The following is a 19853-nucleotide window of genomic DNA, read 5'->3' as shown; positions in this document are numbered from 1 at the left end:
GGGTCGGGCCTGCCGGGATCGGGCCTGCAGGGGGCGGAGGGCCCCGGCCGCGCCTCAGGAGGCTTCGGCCGGGTCGCGCGCCAGGGTCCAGTCCTGCGCGCCCTCCGCCAGCGACCGCTCGGCCCGGTCGCGATAGGCCGCGAAGCCGCCCGCGTAGGCCACCGGCTGACGCGGCTTGCCGGGGACGTTGGCGCTCATCCACCAGCTCTGCGATCCGGCGATGAGGGTCTTGTCCATCACCGCGGCCACCTCGCGGGTCCAGTCCTCGACCGCGGCGCGCGCGGGCTCGACCGCGCCGCCCCGGGCGGCGTCGGTCGCCTCGATCAGCCGGAGCGCCAGCTGCGTCTGGTAGACCACCAGCAGCGGCGGCGAGAAATGCGCCGCCGGGCTCTGCGCGCCGCCCAGCACGAACATGTTGGGAAACCCGTCGCTCATCAGGCCGAGGAAGGTGCGCACCCCCTCCGCCCAGCGGTCGTCGAGGCTCAGCCCCTCCCGTCCGGTCACCGCGATCCGGCGCAGCGCCCCCGCGCCCGCGTCGAAGCCGGTGGCGAAGGCCAGCACGTCGAGCTCGATCGCCCGCCCGCTCTCGAGCTTCACGCCCTCGGGCACGATCTCGGCGATCGGGTCCGCCTTGCAGTCGACCAGGCTGACGTTGTCGCGGTTGAACGCCGCGTAGTAGCCGTATTCGCCGCAGGGGCGGCGGGTCAGCGGCGGGAAGTCCGGGATCAGCTTGTCGGCCGTCTCGGGGTCCTGCACCGTCTCGCGGATCTGTCGCTCCCAGAAGTCCCGCAGGGTGTCGTTGGCGGCCTTGTCGGTGGTCAGTCCGAAGAACCCGCGCGAGATGTGGATGGCGCCGTTTTTCCAGAAGTGCCGGTAGATCGCCTCGCGTTCCTCGGGCGTGCAGTCGAGGGGACTGCGCGCGGAGGACGGCGTGATCTCGTAGTTGAACAGCACATGGCCGGCGCCGCGCTGCTCATGTTCCTGGCGGCGGATCTCGGCGTAGTTGTCCTTCACGAAGCGCTCGTATTCGGGGCGCATCGGCTCGTTGCGCTGGGGCAGGCACCAGTTGGGGGAGCGCTGGAAGACGTGCAGATGGCCGGCGATCCTGGCGGCCTCGGGCACGAACTGGACCCCGGTCGCGCCCACGCCCACGCAGCCCACGCGCTTGTCGGTCAGGTCCAGGTCCTCGGGCCAGCGGGAGGTGTGGACGAGCGTGCCTCGGAAGCGCTCGCGCCCCGGGATCTCGGGGATGAAGCCCTCGGACAGGAAGCCCAGCGCGAAGAACACGCACCGGGCCTCGAACCGTTCCCCGCTGTGCGCGGTCAGCGTCCACAGCCGGCGCGCGTCGTCCCAGGCGGCGGTCTCGATGCGCGTGTCGAACTGCATGTCGCGCCGCAGGTCGAGCCTGTCGGCCACGAATTCGAGGTAGGCGCGAACGTCCTTGCGCGGCGAGTAGCGCTCGGACCAGCGCCACGCCTGCTGGATCTCCTCGTCGAAGCCGTAGGAGTATTCGAGGCTCTCGATGTCGACGCGGGCGCCGGGATACTTGTTCCACCACCAGGTTCCGCCGAGCGCGGGGGCGGCCTCGACCAATCGCGTGGCCAGCCCGTGCGCCCGCAGGTGGTGAAGCGCCTGCAGGCCGCCGAAGCCCGCGCCGACGACCAGGGCGTCGAAGCGCTGGCGAGGGGGGGATGTCTCGCTCGTGTCCACGGATCCGTGTCCCTGTCCTGCGGCGCGCCGGCCGCCGCGTCGCCTGGCCGCCGGCGCGCCGCCTCGGCGACGCTCGGGCCCACGTCGGGCAGGGCGCGCCTGGTGTGCCCTGTCAGCTTAGGACCGCGCGCCCCTCGGGCAATCCCGAGGAGTCCACTGAGTGGAATTCCCGGGCCGGCCCGCGTCGCGGCGAGGCCGCGGCTCAAGGTGCGCCTCGCGTCGCGCCTGGGGTCTGGACCTCGGCGGCGCGCTGACTATTGTCGCGCTCCGACAGGGCGAGGCGAAGGGACGCGAGGGGGCGAACATGCGGGCGAGCGATCATGCGGGGATGGTGCGCAGGTTGTCGCCCGAGCTGTGGCGGCGCCTGCAGGATGCTTGCTCCGAGATCATCGAGGTCCCGGCCGGCACGCGCATCACCAAGGCCGGAGAGAGCATCGCTCGGAGCGCGCTGCTCCTCGACGGGCTGATCGTGCGCAACGCCACCGACGGGGTCCGCCAGGCGCAGATGGTGGCCCTGCAGGTTCCCGGCGATTTCGTCGACCTGCACGGGCTGCCGCTGGGACGGCTCGATCACGATGTGCTGGCGGTCAGCCCGGCGCGGCTGGCGCTGTTCCCCCACAAGGCGCTGCTCGAGATCGTCGAGGACAGCGCCGAGGACGCCCGCGCGCTTTGGGCGCTGACCATGATCGACGCCTCGATCCACCGCCACTGGACGTTCCGGATGGGCCAGTTGCGCGCGCTCGCCGGGCTCGCGAATTTCCTGTGCGAGATGGGGCTGCGCATGGAGCTGTGCGGGCGCAGCCGCGAGGGCCGCTTCGCGCTGCCCCTCACGCAGAGCCAGATGGCCGAGGCCTGCGGCCTGTCGGGCGTGCACGCCAACCGCACGCTCAGGGAGCTGCGCGAGGCGGGGCTGTGCGTGGTGCGCGACGGCGAGGTGCAGTTTCTCGACCGTGCGGAAACCGCCCGGATCGGACGCTTCGATCCGGGCTTCCTGTTCCTGCCGTGGGAGGGGGCGAGCGGCCCCGCCTGATCCCTCAGCCCAGCCGCGCCCAGAACCTGAGGCCCTTGCAGGCCTCAAGGAAGCGCGCGGCGGCCGCGGTGTCGTCGAGCGTCACCACGCCCTCGTCAGGCTCCTGCGCGATCGCCTCGAACCACAGGTCGCGGGCGGCCGGCGACAGGGCGACGAACTTGCCGTGGGCGCAGGCGTCGGCGAGGAACCGCCGCGCGTCCAGGCTTCCCGCCAGCGTCCGCGCGCCGGCCTCGGTCGCCAGCACCGCCACGGCGTCGTAGCGGGCCGAGGGCGCGCCGTCGATCTTCTCGTGGGCCGCAACTCTCTTGCCGTTGGCGAGCCTCGCCCCCCCGACGGTCGCGGCGATCAGCTCGACCGTCGCGCCGGCGTCCTCGGCGGCCGTGAGCAGCGCGTCGAGCATCTGGCGCTCGACCCCGTCGGTCATCAGCACGCCCAGCTTGCGCCCGCGGAACGTCCCCGGCGGGTTGGCCAGGATCGAGAGCGCGGGCGAGGGCTCGGTCGCCACCACCGGCCGCGCGGGCTCTGCCGCGTCAGGCAGATCGTCGAGGCCCAGGCCCTCGGCCACGCCCTTCGCCAGGTCCTCATCGATCACCCGCAGGTGGCCGATCATCCGCTCGCGGATCGCGGGGATGTCGCATTTCGACAGCTCGAACACGAGGGCGTCGGCGATGTGGGTCTGCTCGATCTCGGTCTGGCTGCGATAGAACTGGCGCGCCTGGCTGTAGTGGTCGGCGAAGCTCTCGGCCCGGATCCGCCGCTTGGCGCCGCCGGTCCGCTCCTCGTGCGAGCGGAAGCCGCGCTCGGGATCCTCGCGCGGGCCGAGGCCATGGCTGTTGGGCTCGTAGTTGGCCCGCCCCATCGGGTTCTTCATCGCCATGTGCCCGTCCTGCTGGAAGCTGGCGAAGGGGCAGCGCGGCGCGTTGACGGGGATGTGGTTGAAGTTCGGCCCGCCCAGCCGCTTGAGCTGGGTGTCGAGGTAGGAGAAGTTGCGCCCCTGCAGCAGCGGGTCGTTGGAATGGTCGATGCCGGGCACGAGGTTGCCGGTCTGGAAGGCGACCTGCTCGGTCTCGAGGAAGAAGTTCTCGGGCATCCGGTCGAGCGTCATCACGCCGACCTTGCGCACGGGGATCTCCTCCTCGGGGATCAGCTTGGTGGCGTCGAGCACGTCGAAGGGGAAGCTGTCGGCGAAGGCGTCGTCGAAGACCTGCACCCCCAGCTCCCACTGCGGGAAGGCGCCGGACCCGATCGCCTCCCACAGGTCGCGGCGGTGGTAGTCGGGATCGGCGCCGTTGATCTTCACCGCCTCGTCCCACAGCACCGACTGCACGCCCAGCACGGGCTTCCAGTGGAACTTGACGAACTGCGACTCCCCTTGCGCGTTCACCAGCCGGAAGGTGTGGACGCCGAACCCCTCCATGAAGCGGAACGACCGGGGGATGGTCCGGTCGGACATGATCCACATGACCATGTGCATGCTCTCGGGCATCAGCGAGATGAAGTCCCAGAAGTTGTCATGCGCGGTCTGCGCCTGGGGGAAGCCGCGGTCGGGCTCGGGCTTGGCCGCGTGGATCAGGTCGGGGAACTTCATCGCGTCCTGGATGAAGAACACCGGGATGTTGTTGCCCACCAGGTCCCAGTTGCCCTGCTGGGTGTAGAACTTCACCGCGAACCCCCGCACGTCCCGCGCGAGATCCGGAGAGCCCTTGCTGCCCGCCACGGTCGAGAAGCGCACGAAGACCTCGGTCTTCTCGCCCGGTCGCTGGAAGATGTCGGCCGAGGTCAGCTCGGACAGGCTCTCGGTCAGCTCGAACGTCCCGTGGGCGCCGTAGCCGCGGGCGTGGACCACCCGCTCGGGGATCCGCTCGTGATCGAAGTGGAACAGTTTCTCGCGGAACACCTGATCCTCGAGCAGATGCGGACCGCGCGAGCCGGCCTTCAGGCTGTTCTGATCGTCCGAGATCGGCATGCCGACCTGGGTCGTCATCGTCTCGTGGTCCTTGCCGGCGGTCTGGTGGGTCTCGCCGCCGGGGCCGCGGGTCTGTTCGGGATCTTTCATGAAGGGAGGTCCTGTCTCGAAGTCTGGGGACGTCCGTCGCGGGTCGCGGGGGGTCGTCGCTGTCCAATGAGCTAGCGAGCCGGGGGGAGAGGCATAGGCGGCGTTAACATTTATTGTGCCGGCCGGGCGGCGCGATCACGCGCTCAACCCCCACGCCCGACCCGGCGGAGCGCGACGGCCTCGCCCGGGGGCGCCGGTATGTGGCTGGAATAGAATGAAATGTGCTGCGACGGCCGCCGGCGCCGCCAGGCGGGCGGCCGGCCCGTTTCGGGCGCGATGTTGTTGCGCGAGGTCGCGAGGCCTTCCGTGCGGGCCGCCTCCCGGTCAGTTTCGCGCCGCAATCTGGTCACGAGCCGGGATCGCTTTGTGCAGCGTTGCAACTGCGAGGCTCCCATGCGTCACATCCGTCCCGTCCCGTCGATGCGCGTCGAGCGATGCGCCCCGATCCTCGCCGATCTGCGCGACGGCGCCTGGCTGGCGCCCGAGACCTGGGCGACGCCCCGGGCGCTGCACGCGGTGCTGCGCCAGGTGGCGGCGCGGGACCTCTCGGCGGGGCGCCTGCTCGAGGGGCACGCCAACGCCCACCGGCTGATCCGCGCCCATGGCACGCCCGCCCAGCTTGCCGAGGCGCGTGCCGCGATGCGCGACGGCCAGCTCTATGGCGTCTGGGCGGCGGACGGCGACCGGCCCGTGTCCTGGGACGGCCGCACGCTCAGCGGCGCCAAGAGCTTCGCCTCGGGGCTGGGGATGGCGCGGCGCGCCATCGTCGCGGCCCGCCTCCAGGATCCCGCCGACCCCGCCCGCAGCGCAGGCCGGCAGCTGGTGATCGTCGACGTCGACGACACGCGCCGCCACCGGCCCGAGGACTGGGACGTCTCGGGCATGGGCGACAGCTGCTCGGGCGGGTTCGACTGCACGGGGCTCGCGGGCCAGCCGCTGGGCGCGCCCGACGTCTACACCGCCGAACCCCAGTTCATCGGCGGCACCTGGCGGATCGCGGCGACCACCCTGGGCGGGGTCGTGGGCCTTCTGGACCGCGCCCGCGCGGCGCTGGGCCGGCGCGGCCACCTCGAGGCGGACGCCCAGCTCCTGCGCCTCGCGCCGCTCGGCATCCGGGCGCTGGCGGCCGACGCGGCCATCGTCCGCGCGGCCGAGTTCGCCGAGGGTCCCGCCGGGCGGGCCGAGCCCGAGCGCGCGGCGACCCTCTCGATCTCCACCCGGCTGCTGATGGAGGAGCTCGGCCAGGACGCGATCGCGGCGGTCGAGCGCTCGGTGGGTCTGGGGATGTTCGCCCTCGACGATCCGGTCGGGCGCATGGCCCGCGATCTCGCCTGCTACCTGCGCCAGGCGGCGCGGGACGCGATGACCCTGCGCGTGGGGCGCGACCTGTTCGTGGGAGACGACACCTTTGAAAGCTGGTTCGATGCTTGATCGTCCGGCGCTTCTCGACGAGGCGCAGCGCGGCCCCGACGCCGTCGCGGCGAGCGTGGCGCAGCTTACGGGCGGGGCGCCGGCGCTGGTGCTGGCCCCCCATCCCGACGACGAGTCGCTCGGTTGCGGCGCCCTGCTGGCGGCGAGCTTCGCCGGGCCGGGGGCGCACGTGATCTGCCTGACCGACGGGGGCGCCTCGCATCTCGGCTCGCCCACCTGGCCGCGCGAGGCGCTCTCGGCCCTGCGCCGGCGGGAGCTGGAGGACGCTCTCTCGCAACTCGGGGGCGGGGCGGGCGACCTTACCTGGCTTGGCCTGCCCGACGCGCGCACCGACACGGTCGCCAACCTCGGCCCCGCGCTTGCCGGGGTGATCGAGGCGGCCCGGCGGACCGGCGCGCGCAGCCTCTTCGCCCCCTGCGAGACAGATCCCCATTGCGATCACGAGGTGGCCGCTTCCATCGCGCGCGCCGCCGCGCGGATGACCGGGCTGCGGCTGTTCAGCTACCCGGTCTGGTCGCGCTGGCATGACCCCGGATTTCGCGGGCGCCTCGGGCGGGTGCGCGAGCACCGCCTCGATCCGGGCCCCTGGCGCGCGGCCAAGAGCGCCGCGATCCGCTGCCATCACAGCCAGTTGGGCGAGGTGATCCGCGACGCCCGCGAAGCCTTCGCCATGACCCCGGCCTTCGTCGAGATGTTCGAGACCGGCCCAGAGATCTTCTTCGAAAGGGAGCCCCGCTGATGCAAGTGTCCCAGGAGCGCCTCGAGGCGATCTACCGCGACGACGACGATCCCTGGCGCTTCCGCTCCAGCCCGTTCGAACATGCCCGCCTGTCGGCCGTCGCCCGGGCGCTGCCGCGCGCGCGCTACGCCTCCGCGCTCGAGATCGGCTGCGGCAACGGCGAGCTCGCCCGCCGCATCGCGCCCCGCTGCGCGGCCTATGTGGGCGTCGACGCCGTTGAATCGGCGCTCGAGGCGGCGCGCCGGGCCGTCCCCGCGGCGAGGTTCGAACGGGCGTTCCTGCCCGCCGAGCTGCCTGCGGGTCCCGCCGGCGCCGCGCATGACCTGATCCTGCTTTCGGAAGTGCTGTATTTCCTCGACGCGCCCGAGATCGCCGCGCTGGCCGAGCAGCTCGACCGCCGCTGGCCGCAGGCCGACATCCTGTGCTGCACCTGGCTCGGGGCCAGCGGCAACGCGATCGAGGGGCAGGCCTCGCTCGCGCTGTTCGCCGCGAGCTCCCGGCGCGGATTCCGGCATCTGCCGGCAGGCGACGGGGACGCCGACGGGTTCCGCCTCGACCTCGCTCACGGCGCGCGGCAATGACGCCGCCGCGACCTCTTCCGGCGGGCGTGCGCCTGCCCTCGAGAGCGGGGCTCGCGCATGCCCGGACCGCGGTGATCGTGCCCGCGCAGGACGAGGCCGAGCTGATCGGGCGCTGTCTCGCAGCGCTGGCGCCCCAGCTTGAGTCCGCGGCGCTGGTGCTGGTGGTCAACAACACCCGCGACGCCACCGCCGCCGTCGCGCAGGAGGTCGCCACGCGCCAGGGCCTGCCGCTGGCGCTGGCCGAGCGTGCGTTCGCCCGCGGCGGCGTCGGGGCGGCGCGTCGCTTCGGCTTTGCGCTCGCCGCGCGGCTGTGTCCGCAAGCCGAGACGCTGCTGACCACCGACGCGGACGGCGCGGCCGGGGGCGACTGGGTGGCGCGGATGCGCGCCGCGCTCGAGGAGGCCGATGTCGCGATGGGGCGGATCGAGACATTCCCCGACGAGGCCCGGCGTCTGCCCTCCGACATGCGCCGCCGCCAGCGGCGGGAGGCGCGCTACCTCGCGCTCAGCGTCGCCTTCGAGGGGCTGATGGATCCCGAGGGGCGGGCAGGGGGGATCGACCTCGCCGGCGGCGCCAACCTGGGGTTTCGCGCCGCGGCCTACCGGGCGCTCGGCGGGTTCCGCCGGCGGGTGTCGAACGAGGACCGGGACATCGTGGCCCGCGCCCGGGCGGCGGGCCTGCGCGTCGCGCGGGCCGAGACGGCGGTGGTGCGGGCCTCCCTGCGCGAGGTCGGCCGGGCGCCAGACGGCATGGCCGCGGGCGTGGCCGCGCGCCGCGCCGGGCGCGACCTGGTCGACTCGGCGCTGCATCCGCTCGACGTGATGCTGGCGCGCCATCTGCGGGCCGAGGGTCGGGTGGCGGGGGTGGCGTCCGTGCGCCGGTCTCCGCTCGACGACATCGAGGCGTTGCAGGAGTGCGTCGCGCGCCTGCGCGCCTGCGCCACGCTGGAGGAGCGGCTGGGCTATGCCGGCCGCCTGCTCGAGCGGCGCGCCGGCCAGGCCGAGGCGGCCCCGCCCGAGGCGGAGCCCTGGCCCCGGCGCCGTCCCTTCGACCCTGGCGAGCCTGTCCACTCCGACCGCTGAGGGGCGCCTGGCGGCCCGGCCCGACGGCGAGGGGTCAGAGCTTCAGCGCCAGCCTCGCCGAGAGCACGTCGATCCCCTGCGCCTCGCCCACCGGGTAGCAGGTCAGCTTGCCGGCGTGGACGTTGAGCCCCTCGAGCAGGTGGGGATCCTCCTCCATCGCCCGGCGCCAGCCCTTGTCGGCGAGCGCCAGAACGAAGGGCAGGGTGGCGTTCCCGAGCGCGATGGTCGAGGTCCGCGCCACCGCCCCCGGCATGTTGGCCACGCAATAGTGGACGATGCCGTCAACGGTGTAGACCGGGTCCTCATGGGTGGTGGGGCGCGAGGTCTCGAAGCAGCCGCCCTGGTCGATGGCCACGTCCACGATCGCCGCGCCGGGCTTCATGTCGCCAAGCTGCGCGCGGGTCACCAGCCGGGGCGCCGCCGCGCCCGGAACCAGCACCGCGCCGATCACGAGGTCGGCCGAGGCGACCAGCTCCTCGGTCGCGGCCTGACTGGCGTATCGGGTGGCGAAAGCGCCGCCGAACGCCTCGTCGAGGTGACGCAGCCGCGCGATCGAGCGGTCGAGCACCGAGACCCGCGCCCCCATGCCATGCGCGATGCGGGCCGCGTTGGTCCCCACCACGCCGCCGCCGATCACCACGACCTCGGCCGCGCCCACCCCCGGCACGCCCGAGAGCAGCATGCCGCGCCCGCCCTGCTGTTTCTGCAGCGCCCAGGCGCCGGCCTGGGGGGCGAGGCGTCCCGCGACCTCCGACATCGGGGCCAGCAGCGGCAACCCGCCGGCGGCGTCGGTCACCGTCTCGTAGGCGATGGCGGTCGCGCCGCTCGCCAGAAGGTCGGCGGTCTGGGCGGGGTCGGGCGCGAGGTGGAGGTAGGTGAACAGCACCTGCCCCTCGCGCAGCAGGGCGCGCTCCTGCGCCTGGGGCTCCTTCACCTTGACCACCATGTCGGCGCGGGCGAAGACCTCCTCGGCGCGCTCGACCACCTCGGCGCCGGCGGCGCGGTAGGCGGCGTCCTCGAAGCCTGCGCCGAGGCCGGCGCCGGTCTCGATCAGCACCTCGTGGCCATGGGCCGCCGCCTCCCGCGCGGCCATCGGCGTCAGACCGACGCGATGCTCCTGGGCCTTGATCTCCCTGGGACTTCCGATCCGCATGATGTCGCCTCCCTTCGCAGGCGACGCGGCGCCCGCGCTTCTCCCCGAGCGGGGGGCGGGCCGCCCCCCGACAGCGACTCCGGAGCCTAGCGCCTGGCGCGGCCGGCCGCGACCGTTGCGAGCGGCCCGGGCGCATCGGCGGAGGCGCGGGGGGTGAGGGCGGCCTCGCCGGCGGGGCCGGGCCAGGCGCCGGGCCCCGGGACTGCGGATTGACAGGGCGGGCGTCGCCGGCGCTCCATGCCCGCGGCCGAGAACGACGGGAGCAGCCTTGCCATGACCAACCCCTACGCGGACGCGCCGCTTCACCCCGGCATCCGCGCCCGGCGGATCGAGGGCGTGAACGGCCTGTCGATGCACATCCTCGAGGCCGGGCACGAGGCCCCCGATCGCCCCCTCGCCCTGCTGCTGCACGGGTTCCCCGAGCTGTCCTACAGCTGGCGCAAGGTGTTGCCGGCGCTGGCCCAGGCGGGGTTTCACGCGGTGGCGCCCGATCAGCGCGGCTATGGCGGGACCACCGGCTGGGACGGGCGCTACGAGGGGGATCTCTCGGCCTCGCGGATGCTCAACCTCGCCACCGACGCGCTGACGCTGGTGCGGCGGCTGGGGCGGGAGCGGGCGGAGCTGCTGGTGGGCCACGACTTCGGCTCTCCCGTCGCGGCGTGGGCTGCGCTGACACGGCCCGACGTGTTCGAGCGGGTGGCGCTGATGAGCGCGCCCTTCGCCGGCCCGCCGCCGCTGCCCCCGGGCCCGGCCGAGCCGCCCGTCCCCGACATCGACGCGGCGCTCGCCGCCCTGCCGCGGCCGCGCCGGCACTACCAGCACCACTACGCGACGCCGGGCGCCGAGCATGAGATGCTGCACGCCCCGCAGGGGCTGCACGCGTTCCTGCGCGCCTACTACCATGTGAAAAGCGCCGACTGGCCGCAGAACGATCCCCAGCCGCTGAAGGCGTGGGAGGCCTCGGAGCTCGCGCGGATGCCGACCTATTACGTCATGGACCGCGGCCGCGGCATGGCCGAGACGGCGGCCGAACACATGCCCGACGCGGCCCAGATCGCCGCGAACCGCTGGCTGACCGAGGCCGAGATGGCGGTCTACGCCGCCGCCTTCGCGCGCACGGGCTTCCAAGGCGCGCTGAACTGGTACCGCTGCAGCCTCTCGCCCGAGCAGTCGCGCGAGCACCGCCTGTTCGCCGGCCGCCGGATCGAGGTCCCCGCGACCTTCATCGCCGGGGCGAAGGACTGGGGCGTCTACCAGAAGCCCGGCGCCGACATCCGCGCCATGGACGACCGCGCCTTCGCGCGCCTTGCGGGCGTTCACCTGATCGAGGGCGCCGGCCACTGGGTCCAGCAGGAGCAGCCCGAGGCGACGGTCGCCCGGCTGCTCGCCTTCGCCGCGGGGGCGGGCCTCTCGCCGAGCTGAGTCGCGCGCCGATAGGCGTCGCGCGCACGGAGGGCCGGGTGGCGTCCCGAGGGGGCGTCGAGCCCCCTCGTGCCGTGCGCACGCGCCGGGGGCGCATGCGCGGCCCGGGACGGGCGTTGCGAGTCTCAGCAAACGTCGGGCGCGGGGCGGGCGGGATCTCCCGGACCCTCCAGCATCGCGCCCGGAGGCGGCCGGGGCGCGGCGCGCACGGTCCCCCGGCCGCGTCGCGTCGGGCGGAACGCAAGAGGCCCCGGGTCAAGCCCGGGGCCTCCGCCATCGCTGCCGTTCAGATCGCGCGCGTGGACGCGGGCCCGGTCTCAGGCCGCCTTGAACAGTGCCGCCAGACCCTGGCCGCCGCCAATGCACATGGTCTCGACCGCATGCTTCGCGCCCGAGCGCTTCATGTGGTTGAGCATCGTGGCGAGGATCCGTCCCCCGGTCGCCCCCACCGGATGGCCCAGCGAGATGCCCGAGCCGTTGGGGTTCATCCGCTCGAAGTCCGATTTCTCGAACTTCCACTCGCGCGTGCAGGCCAGCGCCTGGGCGGCGAAGGCCTCGTTCAGCTCGATCAGGTCGATGTCCTTGAGCGACATCTCGGCCCGCGTCAGCATCTTGGCCACCGCCGGCACCGGCCCGATGCCCATGCGGTTGGGGGCCACGCCCGCCACCGCCCAGCCCTTGAGGGTCGCGAGCGGGGTCAGCCCGTATTTCGCCACCATCGCGGCCGAGGCCACGATCGCGGCCGAGGCGCCGTCGTTCTGGCCCGAGGCGTTGCCCGCGGTCACCGTGGCGTCGGGGTCCTGGCGCCCCATGATCGGGCGCAGCTTCGAGAGGCCCTCGAGGTTGGCGTCGGGGCGGGGATGCTCATCGGTCTCGACCACGGTCTCGCCCTTGCGGGTCTTGATGGTGACCGGGACGATCTCGTCGCGGAACAGGCCGCCCTGCTGGGCTGCGACGGCGCGGGCGTGGGATTCGACCGCGAAGGCGTCCTGCTCCTCGCGCGGGATCGAATAGTCGCGGCGCAGGTTCTCGGCCGTCTCGATCATGCCGCCGGGCACGGGGAAGTTCTTGCCGCCGGCGGTGACGCGGCCGCGGGTCAGGCTGTCGTGCAGCATCATGCCGCCGGCTTTCGCGCCGTAGCGCCCCTCATGGGTGAAGAACGAGGCGTTGGACATCGACTCGGCGCCGCCCACGATCACCAGCTCCGAGCCGCCCGAGGCCACCTGCAGGCAGCCGTAGATGATCGCCTGCAGACCCGAGCCGCAGCGCCGGTCGAGCTGCAGCCCGCCCGCCGTCTCGGGAAGTCCGGCGTCGAGACCCACCACGCGGCCGAGCGCGGGCGCCTCCATCGAGGGGTAGCACTGGGCGAAAAGCACGTCGTCGACGTCCGCCCCGTCGATCTGCGTGCGCTCGAGCAGCGCCTTGACCACGATCGCGCCAAGCTCATGAGCGGGCACAGGCTTCAGCGAGCCGCCGAAGCCGCCGACGGGCGTGCGCAGGGGGGAGCAGATATAGGCGTCGTTCATGGGTTCCTCCTGTCGTGCGGCTCGCAGGGCCGGACTTCGGGCGCGACCATAACGCCCCGTGGCGGTCAAGCCTATCGCCGGGCGGCCAACCTGCCGGCGGATGCGACGCCCGGCCCCTCTGCGGAGCGCGGGCCCCTTGCCCTCGCGCCCCTCCCGCGCCATCGAGGGGGCCCGCCGAGCGTTGTCGCAGGAAGCCCGAGCCCATGACCCTCCCCCCCGCCGCCGTGGTGATCGGCGCCGGCCCCGCCGGGCTGATGGCGGCCGAGGTCCTCTCGGCCCGCGGCCACGCGGTGGCGGTCGCCGAGGCGATGCCCTCGCCCGCGCGAAAATTCCTGATGGCCGGCCGCTCGGGCCTCAACATCACCCGGATGCCGGCCGCGGACTTCCTCGAGGCCTACGCCGAGGCCGCCCCCTGGCTCGCCCCCTCGATCGAGGCCTTCGGCCCGGCCGAGATCCGCGCCTGGGTCGAGGGGCTGGGGCAGGAGAGTTTCGTGGGCTCCACCGGCCGGGTGTTTCCGCGGGCGATGAAGGCCTCGCCCCTTCTGCGCGCCTGGCTGCGCCGGCTCGAAGGGCAGGGCGTGGCGCTGCGCCGCCGCTGGCGCTGGACCGGCTGGGAGGGGGAGGCGCTTCGGTTCGCGACGCCCCAGGGTCTGCAGCTCGAGACCCCCGCCGTCGCGGTGCTGGCGCTTGGCGGGGCGAGCTGGGCGCGGCTCGGCTCCGACGGCGCCTGGGCGCCGCTGCTGGAGGGCCGCGGCGTGGATCTCGCCCCGTTCCGTCCCGCCAACGCCGGCCTGCGGGTGGATTGGTCCCCGGCGATGGCGCCGCGCTTCGGGATGCCGGTGAAGGCCGCGGCGCTGATCGCCGGCCCGCTGCGCAGCCGCGCGGAGTTCGTGATCTCGGCCCGCGGGCTGGAGGGGGGCGGGGTCTACGCCGTCTCGGCCGCGGTGCGCGAGGGCGCGGCGCTGAGCCTCGACCTGGCGCCGGACCTGACCCAGGCCGAGGTCGCCGCCCGTCTCGCCCGCGCCCGCCGGGGCGAGACGCTGTCGAACCGTCTGCGCAAGGCCCTGCGCCTCGATCCCGCGCGCCGGGCGCTGGCGATGGAGTTCGGCCGGCCCCCTCCCGAGGATCCCGCCGCGCTGGCCGCCCTGCTCAAGGCGCTGCCCGTCGCCCACGCCGGCCTGAGGCCGCTGGACGAGGCGATCTCGACCGCCGGCGGCGTGCCTCGCGCGGCGCTCGACGAGGGGCTGATGCTGCGCGCCCTTCCGGGCGTGTTCTGCGCGGGCGAAATGCTCGACTGGGAGGCGCCGACCGGCGGCTGGCTGCTGACCGCCTGCCTCGCCACCGGTCGCCACGCCGGCCTTGCCGCCGCCCGGCGGCTGGAGGCGGGCTGACGTGCTCAGCCTCTCCGGCGAACCAGCCCCAGCGCGCCCAGCCCCGCGGCGAGCAGCGCCAGCGCGCCGGGCAGGGGGGTGGCGACCACCGAGGCGACGTCGAGGCGCTGATATTGCAGCGTCGGGCTCGGCGGCGCGCCCGCCGGCGCCCAGGTCGAGGTGCTGACCGCGATCAGCCCCGTCGCCGGGTTCAGCAGGCCCGCGACGTCCAGCATCGTGAACGTGTCCCCGCCCAGGATCAGCGACACGTCGCCGAGGTTGTTGTCGAAGCTCTTCAGCGCCAGACCACGGTCCTCGGGCGGCAGTCCCAGCTCGAACGAGAACGCGAGGTCCGAGAGGTCGCGGGCGTTGTTGCCCAGCGGCGCCACGAGGCCGTCCTCGATCGCGAGGTCCGTGAACTGCAGCAGCCCGTCCAGGCCGAAGATCTCGAACTCGAGGAAGCTCAGGTCCGCGACGTCCACCAGACCGCTCGTCTTGCCGGTCTGCCAGTTGATCTGCAGGTAGGCGTACTCGAGCCCTGTCTCCAGCGGCGTCACCACCGTCGAGAAGGCCGAGGCGGAGGCGGCCGGCAGGGCCAGTGCGGCGGCGAGAACAAGTGGGGACAGACGCAGGGCCATGACGGGTCCTCATGAACGAGGGCGCGTCCGGACCCGCGCGCGGTGCGGACCGGACGCCCGACGCCGGACCTCCGGCGTCCAGTCATGTTGTGTTCAAGTTTGTTAATGTGTCAGCGGACAAAAGGTCGCGATGCGCCACCGTGCGCGCCGGGCAGGGCCCCGACGCGCGCGATGCGCGCCCCTGGCGGAGGGCGCGCATCGCGATGACGTCGGCGCGACCGGGGTCGCGACGGGCGGGCGGAGGCGGGCGGGCCTCAGGTCGGGCGGTTGGCCCGGCTGCGGCGCGCGGCCAGCCCCAGCGCGCCAAGCGCGGCGCCCAGCAGCGGCAGCGCGGCGGGAACGGGAACGGCCGTCGGAAGGACCACGGTCGAATACGCGGTCGGCACGCCCTCGTCGCAGCTGACGCATCTCAGAGGCTCGCCGGTCTCGCCCCCGCCTTCTGAGACGAAGGCGCCGTCCACGAACCCGACAACGTAGGCGGCGTCGGTGTTGACGAAGATATTGAAGCTCACGCCGGCCGCATCGGGCATCTGGCGAACGAGCGCGTCGTTGTCGAAGCCGGCCAGCGCGCCCGAATTCGTGGGATCCAGCAGCCAGGCGTTGAGGCTGAACAGAAAGTCCAGATCGTCCAGCGTGCGGGCGACGCCGGCGATCGGCTGCACGACGCCGGCCACGATCGCCTGATCGACATAATCGCCGCCGGCAAGTTCGAGCACGAACGACAGCTCGGTCAGCTCGCCTTTCGAGACGATGCCGGAGGTCTCGGCCGTGTCCCACAGCACCGATATCGACAGCACGCCATTCTGGGGCAGCTGCGGCTCGAAGGTCAGGGTGGTCTGATACATGGCCTGCGCGGCCGGTGCGCAAAGCATCAGAAACGCGGCGCCGGATACGGCGCCGACAAGTGACTTGAACACGAAGATTTCCCCCTGGAACGAATTTCTTAACGTTCCGTTACGTAGAGGGGGCGCGCCGGAATAGATACACGCAACCGCCGCCTGCGGGGAATCGGCGCGGCGACGCCGGGCGGTCAGGCCACCCGGCGCATCTTTCCGCGGCGCGCGGCCTTGCCCAGCGCCATCGGGTCGGTGTCGAACAGCGCGGCCAGCTGCTCGGTCATCGCGCCGGCCAGCTGGTCCACGTCGGTGATCGTCACCGCCCGGTCGTAGTAGCGGGTCACGTCGTGGCCGATGCCGATGGCCAGGAGCTCGACCTGCTTGCGCCGCTCGATCATCGCGATCACGTCGCGCAGGTGCTTTTCCAGGTAGTTCGAGGCGTTGACCGACAGCGTGGAATCGTCCACCGGCGCGCCGTCGGAGATCACCATCAGGATCCGACGCTGCTCGGGGCGCTTTTCCAGGCGCCGATGCGCCCACTCCAGCGCCTCGCCGTCGATGTTCTCCTTCAGGAGCCCCTCTTTCATCATCAGGCCAAGGGAATCCCGCACCCGGCGCCAGGGCGCGTCGGCGGGCTTGTAGATGATGTGGCGCAGGTCGTTGAGCCGCCCCGGGGCCTGCGGGCGGCCGGCCTGCAGCCACTGCTCCCGGCTCTGCCCGCCCTTCCAGGCGCGGGTGGTGAAGCCCAGCACCTCGACCTTCACCGCGCAGCGCTCCAGCGTGCGGGCGAGGATGTCGGCGCAGATCGCGGCGATCGAGATCGGGCGGCCGCGCATCGACCCCGAGTTGTCGATCAGCAGCGTCACCACGGTGTCGCGGAACTTGGCGTCCTTCTCGACCTTGAAGCTCAGCGGCGTGGTCGGGTTCGCCACCACGCGCGCGAGACGGGCCGCGTCGAGCACGCCCTCCTCCTTGTCGAACTCCCAGCTGCGGTTCTGCTGGGCCTGCAGGCGGCGCTGCAGCTTGTTGGCCAGACGGCTGACAGCGCCCTTCAACGGCTCGAGCTGCTGGTCGAGATAGGCGCGCAGGCGCTCCAGCTCCTCGGGTTCGGCAAGCTCGGTGGCCAGCACTTCCTCGTCGTTGGCGCTGGCGAAGACCTTGTAGGCGGGGTCGGCCTCCGAGGCGGACGGCGGGCGCGGGGGGCTGTCGGGCGGGTCGCCCTCGTCCTCGGCGGCGTCGTCGGAGAGGTCGGCGTCCTCGTCCTCGTCCATCTGCGCCTGGGCCGCGGAGCTGTCGGGCGCCTCCGAGCTCTGGTCGTCGGGGGCGTAGTCCTGCTGGTCGTCGCCGTCCTCGTCGCCGCCCTCGTCGGTGTCGGGCTCGGCCTCCTCGCCCTCCTCCTGCTCGTTCTCGTCCTGGTCCTCGTCCTGGTCGGGATCCTCGCCCAGCTGCTCGCCATAGCCGAGCTGGTCGATCACCTGGCGGGCGAGGCGCGCGAAGGCGGCCTGGTCCTCGAGGTTGCCTGAGGCCGCGGTCATGCTCTCGGCCGACTGCTGCTCGAGGAAGCCGCGCCACAGGCCGAGCACGTTCTCCGCGCCCGGGGGCAGGGCGCGGCCGGTGGCCATCTGGCGCAGCATGTAGCCCGCGGCCTCGGCGAGCGGCGCCTTGGCGGGATCGGTGATCTCCGAGTAGCCCATCTTGCGGGCCGTCTCGGCCATGCGCGCGTCGAGGTTCTGGGCGACGCCCGGCATCGCCTTGGCGCCGATCGCCTCGCAGCGGGCGGTCTCCATCGACTCGAACAGCGCGCGGGCCATGTCGCCCTGGGGCAGATAGCGGGTGTGCAGCGCCTCGTCATGGAAGCGCAGCCGCAGCGCATAGGCGTCGCCGGCCCCGCGGGCGGCGATCACCTCGTCCTTCGACATCCTGCGGCTGACCTGGGGCAGGCGCAGGCTGTCGTTGGACATGCCCGGCGGGTCGACCGAGAAGGTGACCTGCAGGTCGCGGTCGTTGGCCATGGCGCGGGTCGCCTCGGCCACCGCCTTCTTGAGCGGGTCTGCGGGGTTGTCGCGGTCGTTCGCGGCCATGGAATGCGCCTCCTGGACCCGCGCCGCCGTCGATCCGGGGCCGGGTCCCGTGATCCGCCCCCGCCGATCGGGCAAGCCGGTCAGGCGGGGCGGAACCTGGGGAAGACCGGCCCGCGGGCCGGCCCGGCGGTCGGGCGGGGCGTCAGCCCAGCGCGACCGAAGCGGCGCTCTCGGGCAGTTCCTTGCCGAAGCAGCGCTGGTAGAACTCGGCGACCGTCTGGCGCTCGAGCTCGTCGCACTTGTTGAGGAACGTCACCCGGAAGGCGAAGCCGATGTCGCCCGCGAAGATGCGCGCGTTCTCGGCCCAGGCCAGCACCGTGCGCGGCGACATGACGGTGGAGAGATCGCCGTTCATGAAGGCCGAGCGGGTCAGGTCGGCCACCGTCACCATCCGCGAGATCGTGGTGCGGCCCTCGGCGGTGTCGTAGTCCTTGTTCTTGGCCAGCACGATGGCGCACTCGGCGTCATGGGGCAGGTAGTTCAGCGTGACCACCAGCGACCAGCGGTCCATCTGGCCCTGGTTGATCTGCTGGGTGCCGTGGTAGAGGCCGGTCGTGTCGCCCAGGCCCACCGTGTTCGCGGTCGCGAACAGACGGAAATAGGGGTGCGGGTGGATGACCTCGTTCTGGTCCAGAAGGGTCAGCTTGCCGTCGACCTCCAGCACGCGCTGGATGACGAACATCACGTCCGGGCGGCCGGCGTCGTATTCGTCGAAGACGATGGCGACGTTGTTCTTCAGCGCCCAGGGCAGGATGCCCTCATGGAACTCGGTGACCTGCTTGCCGTCGCGGATCTTGATCGCGTCCTTGCCAATCAGGTCGATGCGGCTGATGTGGCTGTCGAGGTTCACGCGCACGCAGGGCCAGTTGAGCCGCGCGGCGACCTGCTCGATGTGAGTCGACTTGCCGGTGCCGTGGTAGCCCTGGATCATCACGCGACGGTTGAAGGCGAAGCCAGCCAGGATCGCCATCGTGGTGTCGCGATCGAACTGGTAGGTGGGATCGATCGTCGGCACGCGGTCGTTCGACTCTGCGAAGCCTTTGACCTTCATGTCGGAATCGATGCCGAACGCCTCACGAACCGAAATGTCGTGGGTCGGGGTCATTGCATCGGGGGTCGCGCCGTCGGCCATGTATCGCTCGCTTTCCGCCGGTCCGGTCCCGGCCTGTCCTTGCGGATGTTTCGTGCAGCATATGATCCACAGGCGCAAGGGCGCCAGCGGCGAGGCGCCGCGTCCGGGGTTCAGGATGCGCAAACCCTCCGCATGGCAAGGCTCGGGCGCCTCGGTGGGGGGCATGACGCGGCCGAAGCGCTGCGTTAAGAAAACCTGACAGATCCTTAACGTGTTCTCGGAGCCGCCATGCCCCGATCGCTTCGCCTTGCCGGCTCGCTTGCGTGCGTCCTTGCCCTTCTCGTCGGAGTGCAGGCCTCGGGCGACCCGCCCGGCCGTCTCGAGGGCCCCGCCGAGGTCACCGACGGCGACACCATCAAGATCGACGGGCGGCGCATCCGCCTGCTGGAGATCGACGCGCCCGAGGCCGCCCAGACCTGCCGCGACGCCTCCGGTTCGGTCTACGCCTGCGGCAAGGCCTCGACCCGCGCGCTCGAGGCGCTGATCGACGGCGCCAAGGTCAGCTGCGCCTGGGAGGAGATCGACCGCTACGACCGCCCGCTCGCCCGCTGCGACGCCAACGGCCGCGACCTTGGCCGCGCGATGATCGCCGCCGGCCAGGCGGTGATCTACCGCGGCCGGCCCGAGCTTTACGGCGACGCCGAGGCGCAGGCCAAGGCGGAGAAGCTGGGCATGTGGTCGGGCCCGTTCGCGACGCCCTGGGACTATCGCCGCACCGGCAGCTCGGACCCCGAAGTCCTGTCGGGCCCCGCGCTTGACGCCGCGCTCGAGGGCGAAAAGGGCCCGGGCTCGGACTGCCCCATCAAGGGCAACCAGTCGGGCGCCGGCCGCATCTACCACATGCCCGACCAGGCCGATTACGCCCGCACCCGCATCAACGAGGCGAAGGGCGAGCGCTGGTTCTGCTCCGAGGCCGAAGCCGTCGCCGCCGGCTGGCGCCCCGCAAAGCGCTGACGCCTCCGCGCGCCCTCCCCGAAACGCGCCCCCGGCGCCCCGCCCGAAATTCCCGCCCGAAGCGCCTGTTCTCCGGAGCCGTCCGTCGCTGATGCCGATCAGAGCGACTCGT

General features: G+C 72.8%; 16 protein-coding genes. 8 read left to right on the top strand and 8 right to left on the bottom strand.

Features of this window, described 5'->3' with window-relative positions; translation table 11 throughout:
- Positions 1-54: 54 nt before the first annotated feature.
- Positions 55-1710, bottom strand: a complete 1656-nt coding sequence (locus AAC134_RS15490) for an NAD(P)/FAD-dependent oxidoreductase (RefSeq protein ID WP_339950017.1) — start codon at positions 1708-1710, stop codon at positions 55-57.
- 304 nt (positions 1711-2014) lie between these two features.
- Between AAC134_RS15490 and AAC134_RS15485 the strand changes: the two genes are divergently transcribed.
- A complete protein-coding gene (locus AAC134_RS15485; protein WP_339950016.1) occupies positions 2015-2740 on the top strand; it encodes a Crp/Fnr family transcriptional regulator in 726 nt (241 codons plus the stop codon).
- Between the two features lie 4 nt (positions 2741-2744).
- Here AAC134_RS15485 and AAC134_RS15480 read toward each other — a convergent pair whose 3' ends face one another.
- Positions 2745-4796: a catalase gene (locus AAC134_RS15480; RefSeq protein WP_339950015.1), complete on the bottom strand. Its 2052-nt coding sequence runs from the start codon at positions 4794-4796 to the stop codon at positions 2745-2747.
- A gap of 393 nt (positions 4797-5189) precedes the next feature.
- On the opposite strand from AAC134_RS15480, the gene AAC134_RS15475 reads away from it, so the two are divergent.
- The 4 genes from AAC134_RS15475 to AAC134_RS15460 are packed head-to-tail and all read left to right on the top strand — an operon-like array spanning position 5190 to position 8629.
- A complete protein-coding gene (locus AAC134_RS15475) occupies positions 5190-6227 on the top strand; it encodes an acyl-CoA dehydrogenase (protein ID WP_339950014.1) in 1038 nt (345 codons plus the stop codon).
- Positions 6220-6966, top strand: a complete 747-nt coding sequence (locus tag AAC134_RS15470) for a PIG-L family deacetylase (protein ID WP_339950013.1) — start codon at positions 6220-6222, stop codon at positions 6964-6966. Before AAC134_RS15475 ends, AAC134_RS15470 begins: the two co-directional genes overlap by 8 nt.
- Positions 6966-7547, top strand: coding sequence for an SAM-dependent methyltransferase (locus tag AAC134_RS15465; RefSeq protein WP_339950012.1), 582 nt, complete (start codon positions 6966-6968; stop codon positions 7545-7547). Before AAC134_RS15470 ends, AAC134_RS15465 begins: the two co-directional genes overlap by 1 nt.
- The gene (locus AAC134_RS15460; protein WP_339950011.1) at positions 7544-8629 is read left to right on the top strand and encodes a glycosyltransferase family 2 protein; all 1086 of its coding nucleotides are present in this window, start codon (positions 7544-7546) and stop codon (positions 8627-8629) included. The genes AAC134_RS15465 and AAC134_RS15460 overlap by 4 nt, the downstream gene beginning before the upstream one ends.
- A gap of 34 nt (positions 8630-8663) precedes the next feature.
- Here the strand turns inward: AAC134_RS15460 and ald are convergent, their stop codons facing one another.
- Positions 8664-9782 (bottom strand): alanine dehydrogenase, encoded by a 1119-nt coding sequence (ald, locus tag AAC134_RS15455; protein ID WP_339950010.1) that lies wholly within the window; start codon positions 9780-9782, stop codon positions 8664-8666.
- Between the two features lie 273 nt (positions 9783-10055).
- Between ald and AAC134_RS15450 the strand changes: the two genes are divergently transcribed.
- Entirely contained in the window at positions 10056-11204 is a 1149-nt protein-coding gene (locus AAC134_RS15450; RefSeq protein WP_339950009.1) for an alpha/beta hydrolase, read from the top strand.
- A 317-nt stretch (positions 11205-11521) separates the two neighbouring features.
- Here AAC134_RS15450 and AAC134_RS15445 read toward each other — a convergent pair whose 3' ends face one another.
- A complete protein-coding gene (locus AAC134_RS15445) occupies positions 11522-12730 on the bottom strand; it encodes an acetyl-CoA C-acetyltransferase (RefSeq protein WP_339950008.1) in 1209 nt (402 codons plus the stop codon).
- A 203-nt stretch (positions 12731-12933) separates the two neighbouring features.
- Between AAC134_RS15445 and AAC134_RS15440 the strand changes: the two genes are divergently transcribed.
- Positions 12934-14121, top strand: coding sequence for a TIGR03862 family flavoprotein (locus AAC134_RS15440; protein WP_339950007.1), 1188 nt, complete (start codon positions 12934-12936; stop codon positions 14119-14121).
- A 5-nt stretch (positions 14122-14126) separates the two neighbouring features.
- Here the strand turns inward: AAC134_RS15440 and AAC134_RS15435 are convergent, their stop codons facing one another.
- The 4 genes from AAC134_RS15435 to cobS all read right to left on the bottom strand — a co-directional run bounded on the left by AAC134_RS15435 (position 14127) and on the right by cobS (position 18787).
- Complete coding sequence (locus AAC134_RS15435; RefSeq protein ID WP_339950006.1) at positions 14127-14738, bottom strand: hypothetical protein; 612 nt, start codon at positions 14736-14738, stop codon at positions 14127-14129.
- Between the two features lie 254 nt (positions 14739-14992).
- On the bottom strand, positions 14993-15655 hold the full coding sequence (locus AAC134_RS15430; RefSeq protein ID WP_339950005.1) for a hypothetical protein: 663 nt from the start codon (positions 15653-15655) through the stop codon (positions 14993-14995).
- A 113-nt stretch (positions 15656-15768) separates the two neighbouring features.
- Positions 15769-17655, bottom strand: coding sequence for a cobaltochelatase subunit CobT (gene cobT, locus AAC134_RS15425; protein ID WP_339950004.1), 1887 nt, complete (start codon positions 17653-17655; stop codon positions 15769-15771).
- A gap of 142 nt (positions 17656-17797) precedes the next feature.
- The gene (cobS, locus tag AAC134_RS15420) at positions 17798-18787 is read right to left on the bottom strand and encodes a cobaltochelatase subunit CobS (RefSeq protein ID WP_339950003.1); all 990 of its coding nucleotides are present in this window, start codon (positions 18785-18787) and stop codon (positions 17798-17800) included.
- Positions 18788-19015: 228 nt separating this feature from the next.
- On the opposite strand from cobS, the gene AAC134_RS15415 reads away from it, so the two are divergent.
- On the top strand, positions 19016-19741 hold the full coding sequence (locus AAC134_RS15415) for a thermonuclease family protein (RefSeq protein WP_339950002.1): 726 nt from the start codon (positions 19016-19018) through the stop codon (positions 19739-19741).
- Positions 19742-19853 lie beyond the last annotated feature (112 nt).

The organism is uncultured Albimonas sp., from assembly GCF_963977235.1.
Lineage (GTDB): Bacteria > Pseudomonadota > Alphaproteobacteria > Rhodobacterales > Rhodobacteraceae > Albimonas.
Note: the sequence above shows the minus strand (reverse complement) of the source record. Positions and strands in the feature narration are given on the sequence as shown.